The organism is Synechococcus sp. R6-10 (genome assembly GCF_047461815.1).
GTDB lineage: Bacteria > Cyanobacteriota > Cyanobacteriia > Thermostichales > Thermostichaceae > Thermostichus.
Window position 1 is genome coordinate 1 of sequence record NZ_JANSHW010000173.1, and the last position, 9,279, is coordinate 9,279.

The following is a 9,279-nucleotide window of genomic DNA, read 5'->3' on the forward strand; positions in this document are numbered from 1 at the left end:
GTTTGAGGCAGCTCTGAAAACGAAAAGATCGACCCAGCACCCCAAGCTTGAATAGATTTCTTCCTTGCCTATGCTTGACCTGACTTGGCTGGATCCCCTTGTCCAACACTTTCAACTGGGGGATCCAGAGCCACCCGAAGCCATCCGAGTGGGCCTCATTCACCAAACTTGGAAACTCAACACCTCTGAGGGATCCTTCATCGTCCAGCGCCTTCACCCCCGATTTGATCCTGCTGTCACCGAAGATGGTCAAGCCATCGGCCAATGGCTGAGACAACACGGCTTCCCTGTGCCCCGATTCCGTCGCGCTCGCGATGGATCCCTGCACTTGTCCTGGGCAGAAGGGCTGTGGCGGGTCATGGATTGTCTGCCGGGATCCTGTCACCCAACTCCTCCCAATTGGGGCTATCTGGAAGAGGCGGGGGCAGCCGTTGGACGCCTACATCGACTCTTGGCCCAGATGGACTATCGTTTTCGCTTCCAGATCCCGCATTTTCACGATACGGCTCACCTTTGGCAACAGCTACGCCAGTATGAGCCGGCCCCAGAAGTGCAGGCAGAATGGCAGTTTTTAATCGAAACTGTGCCCAATCTTCTGCTGCCCTCGGGGATCCCAACTCAAATCATCCATGCCGATCTCAAGTTCAACAACTTTTTGTTCGATGAGCAGGGGCGATTTGTGGGCCTGGTGGATCTGGACACCTTTATGTATCACAATCTCTATGTTGAATTGGGGGATGCCCTGCGCTCCTGGGGCAAACGAGGAAATACCCTTCAGCCAGAGGCGATCCTGGCCGGGTTGCGGGGCTATGCCCAAACCGGGAACCTGCACGCCCTACAACCAGAACTCATCATTCAAGGGATCCAACTGATTACCCTGGAATTGGGGATGCGCTTTTTACAGGATTGGTTTGAAGACGCCTACTGGAATTGGGATCCCCAGCGCTACCCCAGCCGCAAAGCCCATAACCTGGCCCGCTGCCAACAGCAAATTTGCCTCTATCAAGACCTAACCCAGAGGGCACCCAAACTGTTGGAGTCCATGCGCGCCCTTTTGTCTTGTGAGCAGCGGAAAGAGGGAAGGTAGCCAACAGGTTTGCCCAGCTTTTGACAGCTCGTTTTGGGATCTGCTACCGCGGCATAGGAATGAAACATTTCTAAATATTTCTGTGGCATTGCTTCCCGACTCTCCTCCCCCAGAGGGAGAGGGGCTGGGGGCGGTCGCGAAACGCCTAGGAAGTGTCTCAATCTAGTTTCAAATGACGATAACGCTCAATCTCGACTTTGACTTGGATCGCAATGGTCGGGAACACGCTCCAAGCTCCCCTAGGCGGTTTGCACTTGGCGCACCAACCCAGTCGTTTTCAGAGCAGCCAAAGCGCGATCCCGGTAACGGCCATAGCGCTCCTGCTTGTTGCGAAGCTTGCGCCCCTCCAAATCCGGCAACAGCCCAAAATTGGCCGGCATCGGCTGAAAGTGCCTGGGATCGGCGCTGCTGATGAACTGAAACAGGGATCCCATCATTGTTTCGGGGGGCAGCGTGATCAAGGGCAACCCCAGAGCCAGGCGGGCGGCGTTCTGTCCGGCCAACCATCCCCCTGCCACCGCGCAGGCATAGCCCTCGGTGCCCACCAACTGGCCGGCGGCAAACAGCGTGGGTCGGCGACGAAATTGCAAGGTCGGCCACAGAAGCTGGGGCGAATTCAAAAATGTATTGCGGTGCATCACCCCAAAGCGGACAAACTCCGCCTGTTCCAGGCCGGGGATGAGGCGAAAGACCCGCTGCTGTTCTCCCCATTTCAAGTTGGTTTGAAAGCCCACCAAGTTCCACAGCTGCCCTGCTTTGTCCTCTTGCCGCAACTGCACCACCGCATAAGGACGGGATCCCGTGCGCGGATCCACCAGCCCCACCGGCTTCAAGGGGCCGAAACAGAGGGTGTCTTTGCCCCGGCGCGCCATTTCTTCAATCGGCAAGCAGCCCTCGAAAAACTTGCGCTCCTCCCGTTCAAAATCCTTGAGGGGCGCCTGCTCCGCCTCCACCAGCGCCCGCCAAAACCGTTCGTACTCCGCTTCCGTCATGGGGCAGTTGAGATAGGCTGCTTCCCCCTTGTCGTAGCGGGAAGCCTGAAACACCACCGCTCGGTTCAACGAATCCCCGGTAACAATGGGGCTAGACGCATCAAAAAAGCTCAGGTACTCCAGGCCCGTAAAGGCTTGCAGTGCCTTGGCCAGGGGATCGCTGGTCAGAGGGCCGGTACAGAGGACGGCAATGCCCTCCGGGATCTCCGTCACCTCCTCCCGACGCAGGGTGATGCGGGGATGGTTTTGAATGGCTTCCGTGAGAGCCTGGCTGAAGCGGGCCCGATCCACTGCCAATGCCCCTCCTGCCGGCACTGCATGGCAATCCGCCGTCGCGATCACCAGGGATCCCAGTTGTCGCAGTTCTTCCTTGAGCAGCCCTGCCGCCCGATCGCTGGCCGCAGCCCCAAAGGAGTTGCTGCACACCAGCTCCCCCAACTGATCGGTGTGATGGGCCGGGCTCTGACGCACGGGGCGCATCTCCGAAAGGATGACAGGCAACCCTGCCTGGGCAATTTGCCAAGCAGCTTCTGTCCCCGCCAACCCCCCGCCCACAACATGGATGGGGGCGAAGGCTCCCGCTCGTGCAAGCGGGCTGCAAGCCCTTGGGTTAGTTGGAGGGTTCATCACAACCTCCGGGAGGGAAGAGAAGAATAGAACGCACCCTGCCGAGGCCGGAAACGGCTCAGGTCAAACCCACTATGGTGACATACTCCCGCACTCATGCTGACGCAAAGCACTCCGCGCTGCTAAAGCGAAAGAGTGTGCGCTTCTCGCTTCAACGGGGAGCTATCACAAGAACCCTCAGCGAGCAGACACGGAATGTCCCACCGCGTAGCTGTACCAGATTCCGGCAAAGCCGTTTTGTACAGCCAGGTTGATTATAGAACAAAGACCGCCTTTCATCCCGACCCTTACGCTGAGGCATAGCGCTCCGCGCCGCTAAAGTGGTTGCGTCGCGTTGCGTAGCAATAAGGAGGGCGGAGCTTCTGGGCGGATTAGCTAACCCTCAGCATGGCCCGACCTGCACGAGGCAAGTGACCCAGAGGCGGGATACGCTACTATAAGTACCCGCTGACACCCAGGATCCCGACCCATGACGGAAACGGCTGACCTTTGGCCACAGCTTTTGGGGCAGTTGCTGGATCGGCAATCTCTGAGCGAAGCCCAAGCTGAACAGTTGATGAACGGTTGGCTCCAGAACCAAGTGCCAGATGTGGTGTCGGGGGCGATTCTGGCGGCCCTGCAAGCCAAGGGTGTGAGCGCTGGTGAACTGGCCGGCATGGCACGAGTGCTACAGCGGGCTTCGCTGGGATCCCCGCTGGACTTGCCTCTCCTGGTGGATACCTGTGGCACCGGCGGCGATGGGGCCGGCACTTTTAACATTTCCACGGCGGTGGCCTTTGTGGTCAGTGCAGCCGGGATCCCGGTGGTTAAACATGGCAACCGTTCCGCCTCTGGCAAGGTCGGCTCGGCCGATGTGCTGGAGGCCCTGGGGGTGAACTTGGGGGCTGAGCCAGAGCGGGTGCGGGCGGCTGTGGCGGAAGTGGGCATCACCTTTTTGTTTGCTCCCCAGTGGCACCCGGCCATGCGGGCGGTGATCCCCTATCGGCGGGCCCTCAAGGTTCGCACCATTTTCAACCTGTTGGGGCCCTTGGTCAACCCCCTCTATCCCAACCGCCAGGTGATCGGGGTTTACGCCCAGGAGCTGGTGCCGGTAATGGCAGAGGCCCTGCGCCTGTTGGGACGGGAAGGGGCCATTGTGTTGCACAGCCGCGAAGGTCTCGACGAGGCCGGTCTGGATCAACCCACCGATCTGGGCATCCTGTCCGGTGGGCTGGTACGGACGGAAGTCTTGAACCCTGCAGATTACGAGCTGACCCTGGCACCCACCCAAGCTCTCAAGGGGGGGGATGTGGCGGAAAATGCCGCCATCCTCACCCAAGTTCTCCAGGGATCCGGGACGCCTGCCCAGCAGGATGTGGTGGCCTTGAATGCTGCTTTGGCCCTGCAGGTGGCCGGAGTGGCCCCCGATTGGAGAGCCGGGATCGCCCAAGCTCGCGAGATTCTCGCCAGGGGTGCCGCTTGGGATCGCTTGCAACAGCTGGTTCATTTTCTCAAGGCTTGATGCCGGTAGGAGCCCAGGAGAGGGCGACAGGGATCCCACCTGAGCCTAGGGCTAAAACTCCCGCCCTCGCCCAAAGGCCAGAACTTCATCCACCCCCAAGCGAGGCTTGCGCGGCAGGTTACCCGCTGCCGCATATCCAACCGCCAGCAGCATCACCGGCACGTAGCGGTCGGCAATGCCGAACTCCCGCTTTACCCCTTCCGGATCAAAGCCGATCATCGGCCCGCTCACCAAACCCTTGGCCTGAGCCGCGATCATCAGCGCCATGGCAGCCATCGCCCCAGAGCGAATTGCCTCATCCCGCGCCAAGGTGGGATTGTGGAGATAGGTTGCCTGGGCCATGTTCACCCAGCCTTCCGCTTTTTCGGGGGGGAGGATCCCGGCAGCAACGCTTCTTTGCACAATTTCAGGCAGTTTCTCATACCCCCGCAGATCCCCCAGGATGATAAACACCACCGATGCATCCGCCACCTTCTGTTGGTTGTAGGCCAGAGATTTGAGGCGCTCTTTGTCTTCCGGGTCGGTGACCGCAACAAACCGCCAGTGCTGAATGTTGAAGGAAGAAGGAGCTTCCGTAGCATAAGCCACCAGCTCTCGGATCTCCGCTTCCGATAAACGGCGGCTGGGATCCAATTTGTCGGCGGAAATGCGCTCTTTCAGGGCAGTTAGGGCGTCCATAGGGATCCTCAAGTGTCGGTAGAAAGGCTGCTCCCCCCAAAGGTAGGGGCAGGATTGGCAAATGGCTATACATTCCGTGTTCAAACGGTCTGTCTTCTTTGTTATCTCCCTTTTATCCAGCCTGTGGCAACCGGGTGAGGCACAAACTGGGCCTTGGCAGGGCAGGCAAGCGGGATCCCTAACGCAAAGGCAGGTATGATGGAAAAACAAACTGGTCTCATCTGGGTCGCCCGGTTAATCGTCGGATTGGTGTGGTTGATGGGGAGAAGCAATCGGTGAACTTCGGTCGAGTGCTGACGGCCATGGTTACCCCCTTTACTGATGAGGGGGAGCTTAACTACGATGAGGCCGCTCGTTTGGCCGATTACTTGGCAACCCACGGCAGTGACGGCTTGGTGGTCTGTGGCACCACAGGCGAATCTCCCACCCTAACCTGGCAAGAGGAGTATGAGCTGTTCCGCGTGGTGCGAGATGCCGTAGCCGGTCGGGCTAAGGTGATCGCCGGGACGGGATCCAACTCCACCCGTGAGGCCATTGAAGCCACAAAAAAGGCCGCTCAACTCGGTTTGGATGGCTCTCTGCAGGTGGTGCCCTACTACAACAAGCCTACCCAGGCCGGCCTTTATGAGCACTTCAAGGCCATCGCCCAAGCCAGTGACCTGCCCATCTTGCTCTACAACATTCCCAGTCGGACAGGGGCCAGTTTACAGCCGGAGACTGTAGCGAAATTGGCAGAATTGGAAACGGTTGTCGCCATCAAAGAAGCCAGTGGTATGATGGATGTAGCTTCGGAAATTCGGCGACTCACTCCCTCGCGTTTTGCCATTTATTCGGGAGATGACTCTTTGACTTTGCCACTCCTATCTTTGGGAGGCAGCGGTGTGGTCAGTGTAGCCAGCCACCTAGTTGGGTTGCAGTTGCAGGAGCTGATCCAGAGCTACATCAGGGGGCAACACGATCAAGCTTTGGCCCACCACCTGCGCCTGTTTCCGTTGTTCAAGGTTTTATTCATCGAGACCAACCCAGTTCCAATTAAGGCCGCATTGGAGATGCAGGGTTGGCGAGTGGGTCGGGCGCGCCTTCCCCTAGCGCCTCTACAGCCCAGTTCTCTGCAGGTTTTGCGACAGGTGCTTGAAGAGATGGGCCTACTGGCTGAATCGAAGGGATCCGAACAAATGGCGACGAAAGTTTCATGATTGCATTTTTAGGCTTTGCTTCTGCCATGACCACGGTTTTCAGGGGTTTGCAAGGGGCTCTTTTGTGGCGTTTGACCTGTGGGTAAGTGGCTTTTTCCCCGAAAAGCTCTTCCCCGGCCTGGGAAATGGATGAGTTGCGGCTTTCGCCCACAACTTTGTCGGGGATAGCTTGTGCCTATTTCTGTTTTTGTTTTTTTACTGTTGAGGATCTAAACCCATATGCCAACACCACGTTCTTCAGTTGTTTCTCGTTCTGTAACCCCACAATCCACCTCTTCCGTTCAGATGATTCCGCTGGGCGGCGAACGGGAGATCGGCAAAAACACATGGGCCTTCCGCTACGAGGATGACATCATCCTCTTGGATGCCGGTTTGGCTTTTCCCGATGAGAGCATGCACGGCGTGAACATCGTGCTGCCGGACATGACCTACATCAAGCAAAATCGGGACAAAGTGCGGGGGATGGTGGTTACCCACGGCCACGAAGATCACATCGGTGGCATCCCGTATCACCTGCGGGAATTTGATATTCCGGTCATCTACGGCCCCAGATTGGCGCTGGCGCTGCTGGAAGAGAAATTGCGGGAAGTGGGCCTGCTCAACCGCACAGAGCTGCGTCCTGTTGGCCCCCGTGAAATCGTTCCCTTGAGTAAGCACTTTTTTGCCGAATTCATTCGCAACACCCACTCTTTTGCCGATAGCTTTACGGTGGCTCTGCACACGCCTGTGGGCGTCATTATTCAGACCGGCGACTTTAAGATCGACCATACCCCCGTGGATGGGGAGTACTTCGACCTGCAGCGGTTGGCCGAACATGGGGAAAAGGGAGTGCTCTGCCTGATCAGCGACTCCACCAACGCTGAAGTGCCGGGGTTCACCCCTTCCGAAGCCTCAGTGGTGCCCGGTCTCACCAAGGCCATTGCCGGAGCCAAAGGGCGGGTGATCATCACCACCTTTGCTTCTTCGGTACATCGTCTCAACTTGGTGCTGCAGATTGCCGAACAGCAAGGTCGGGTGGTGTCTCTGCTGGGCCGCTCCATGCTAAACGTGGTGGCTCATGCGCGGCGCTTGGGCTACATCCGCTGCAAGGACGAGACGCTGCAGCCAATGCATGTGATCAACAGCCTGCCGGATGACCGGGTGATCATCCTCACCACCGGATCCCAGGGAGAACCGCTGGCTGCTCTTACCCGCATCGCCAACGGCGAGCACCCGCAGTTGCAAATCAAGCCAGGCGACACGGTGGTGTGGTCGGCCAACCCGATCCCTGGCAACACGATCGCAGTCTCGCGGGTCATTGACAAGCTAATGGAGCTGGGAGCCAATGTCATTTACGGCAAAGACAAGGGCCTGCACGTTTCCGGCCACGGCTGCCAGGAAGACCAAAAGCTGATGATTGCCCTGACCCGCCCCAAGTTCTTTGTCCCCACCCACGGGGAATACCGCATGCTGGTCAAGCACGCCGAAACCGCCATGAGCATGGGGATCCCGCGGGAAAACATTGTAATCATCGACAATGGCGATGTGGTGGAGGTGAACCGGGAGCGCATTGCCATCACAGGCCGCGTCCCCTCTGGCCTGCAGATGATCGCCGCTTCCCACGATGGAGTGGTGATGGATGAGATGATGCAGGAGCGGCAGCAGATCGCCAAAGACGGTATGGTGACGGTGGTGATCAGCCTGGACGGCAGTGGCCAGTTGCTCTGCACCCCACAGGTGCAAACCTTTGGCTTGGCGGGGGAAGGGAACCAACTCAAGGGATCCGACCTGAAACCCCTTCTGGAGAACACCCTTCGGCAAGCGTGGCCCCAATTTGCTCGCTCGCTGGAGCGGGGCAGCCTGGACATCGACTGGGCCGGCCTCAAGGGCGAAGTGGAGCGGGTGGTGCGCCGTTTCTTGCGAGAACAATTGCCCGGCAAGCCCACGGTGGCGGTTTTTGTGCAATCCCCTGAAGAGGAGTCTGTGTCTTCCCTGAGTGTGGAAACCCAACCGGAGCCGGTAGCGGGTGCTCTGGGCCGGCGGCGGCGTTCCTCGGCAGCGGTAGCTGCTTCCTAAAACTGGCCCGTTCTCCGTGGCTGGATCGTCTAAGCGCCTTTGGGATCCCTTGCCGAGCGCAGGGATCCTTCCTATTGTGCCGGCTTGTATCCATCCGTGAGAAAACTGCGGAGGGCAGACTCTGCCGCCGCATCTGGTTGCAGGGATCCCACCTCGCTAAAGGGAGGGCAGCGGGTTTGGGGAGGGAGCGGTTGCCGAAGGGCGCTCAAGAAGGCATCGGCCAAATCGGCGTAGCCCCGGTCGTTGGGGTGAAAGCCGTCGGCCAGCGGGCCGGGAAAGAAGGACTCGCGTCGGTAGGAGCGGGGATCGCAGAGCAAGTCCACCACTGGGATCCCCTGTTGGCTTAAGGGGTTGATGGCCCGTTGCGTGAGGCCAACCGAGATCAGGGAGAGCAGTTGGCGCACGCTGCTGGGTTGCTGCTGACCCAGAGGAATCAGGGCGAAGTTGGGCAGGTTGGCCACCGCCAGGCGAGCTTGAGGGGCACGGGCACGCACCGCTTGCAGCAGGGTTTGGTAATCGGCGGCGAATTGTCGGATCTGCTGATCGACGAAGGGCAAGGGATCCTCACCTTGGAGAGCCCGTTGAGCCGCCGCCAGAGCGATGGCGTTGGTATCGTTTCCGCCCACCCAAATGGTGATCAGGGTGGCATCGGGGGGAAGGCGCGGCACTTGATCCTGCAGCAAATTGGCCGGGATCCCCTGCCTCAGGGCTTGCATGGCGGGGCTGAGCACCGCTCCCGAGCGGCCCAGGTTGATAAGCTCCACTGGGCCGGGCAGCAAGCGAGCCAGGCGGGGCACATAGCCCGTTCCATTGGGGCAGTCCAGGGGCTCTGAGCGCTGGGGTCGAGTGCCGGCGGCGTTGGCTGGGCCATCACAGGAAATGGAGGCGTTGTAGCCAACGGCATCGCTGGCTCCCAGGGCAACGTAGCGGGTGAGGGTGGGTGGGCTGGGCACAACAGGGGATCCAGAACTGGCAGAGCAGCCGGTTAGCCCCAAACTGAGTATCAAAATCAGCAGGGAGAGGAGGAACACCCAGCTGTCTTGTTGTCTTGGAGTCGAGTTTTCTGGGGTTCGGGTGCTGGCATCCTTTGCAGAGAGAGGCATGGGAAAGCGGGCATAGATAGGGCGAGGCGGGAAGCACCCC

The 9,279-nt window shown here is 59.2% G+C and carries 7 protein-coding genes; 4 read left to right on the top strand and 3 right to left on the bottom strand.

Going from position 1 to position 9,279, the window contains the following annotated elements; translation table 11 throughout:
- Positions 1 to 70 precede the first annotated feature (70 nt).
- Positions 71 to 1,087 (top strand): phosphotransferase enzyme family protein, encoded by a 1,017-nt coding sequence (locus NW837_RS05590; RefSeq protein ID WP_414329728.1) that lies wholly within the window; start codon positions 71 to 73, stop codon positions 1,085 to 1,087.
- 239 nt (positions 1,088 to 1,326) lie between these two features.
- Here NW837_RS05590 and trmFO read toward each other — a convergent pair whose 3' ends face one another.
- Positions 1,327 to 2,706 carry an FADH(2)-oxidizing methylenetetrahydrofolate--tRNA-(uracil(54)-C(5))-methyltransferase TrmFO gene (gene trmFO / locus NW837_RS05595; RefSeq protein WP_414329729.1) on the bottom strand — a complete coding sequence of 460 codons (1,380 nt, stop codon included), beginning with the start codon at positions 2,704 to 2,706 and terminating at the stop codon, positions 1,327 to 1,329.
- Between the two features lie 469 nt (positions 2,707 to 3,175).
- On the opposite strand from trmFO, the gene trpD reads away from it, so the two are divergent.
- Positions 3,176 to 4,207: an anthranilate phosphoribosyltransferase gene (gene trpD, locus NW837_RS05600; protein ID WP_414329730.1), complete on the top strand. Its 1,032-nt coding sequence runs from the start codon at positions 3,176 to 3,178 to the stop codon at positions 4,205 to 4,207.
- Positions 4,208 to 4,258: 51 nt separating this feature from the next.
- Here trpD and NW837_RS05605 read toward each other — a convergent pair whose 3' ends face one another.
- The gene (locus tag NW837_RS05605) at positions 4,259 to 4,885 is read right to left on the bottom strand and encodes a nitroreductase family protein (protein ID WP_011431721.1); all 627 of its coding nucleotides are present in this window, start codon (positions 4,883 to 4,885) and stop codon (positions 4,259 to 4,261) included.
- Between the two features lie 275 nt (positions 4,886 to 5,160).
- On the opposite strand from NW837_RS05605, the gene dapA reads away from it, so the two are divergent.
- Both dapA and NW837_RS05615 read left to right on the top strand, forming a co-directional pair.
- Positions 5,161 to 6,081: a 4-hydroxy-tetrahydrodipicolinate synthase gene (gene dapA, locus NW837_RS05610; protein WP_414329732.1), complete on the top strand. Its 921-nt coding sequence runs from the start codon at positions 5,161 to 5,163 to the stop codon at positions 6,079 to 6,081.
- A 219-nt stretch (positions 6,082 to 6,300) separates the two neighbouring features.
- Positions 6,301 to 8,136 carry a ribonuclease J gene (locus NW837_RS05615; protein WP_414329733.1) on the top strand — a complete coding sequence of 612 codons (1,836 nt, stop codon included), beginning with the start codon at positions 6,301 to 6,303 and terminating at the stop codon, positions 8,134 to 8,136.
- Between the two features lie 71 nt (positions 8,137 to 8,207).
- On the opposite strand, the gene NW837_RS05620 is transcribed toward NW837_RS05615, so the two are convergent.
- The coding region (locus tag NW837_RS05620) for an SGNH/GDSL hydrolase family protein (RefSeq protein WP_414329734.1) at positions 8,208 to 9,279 on the bottom strand (1,072 nt) is incomplete at its 5' end.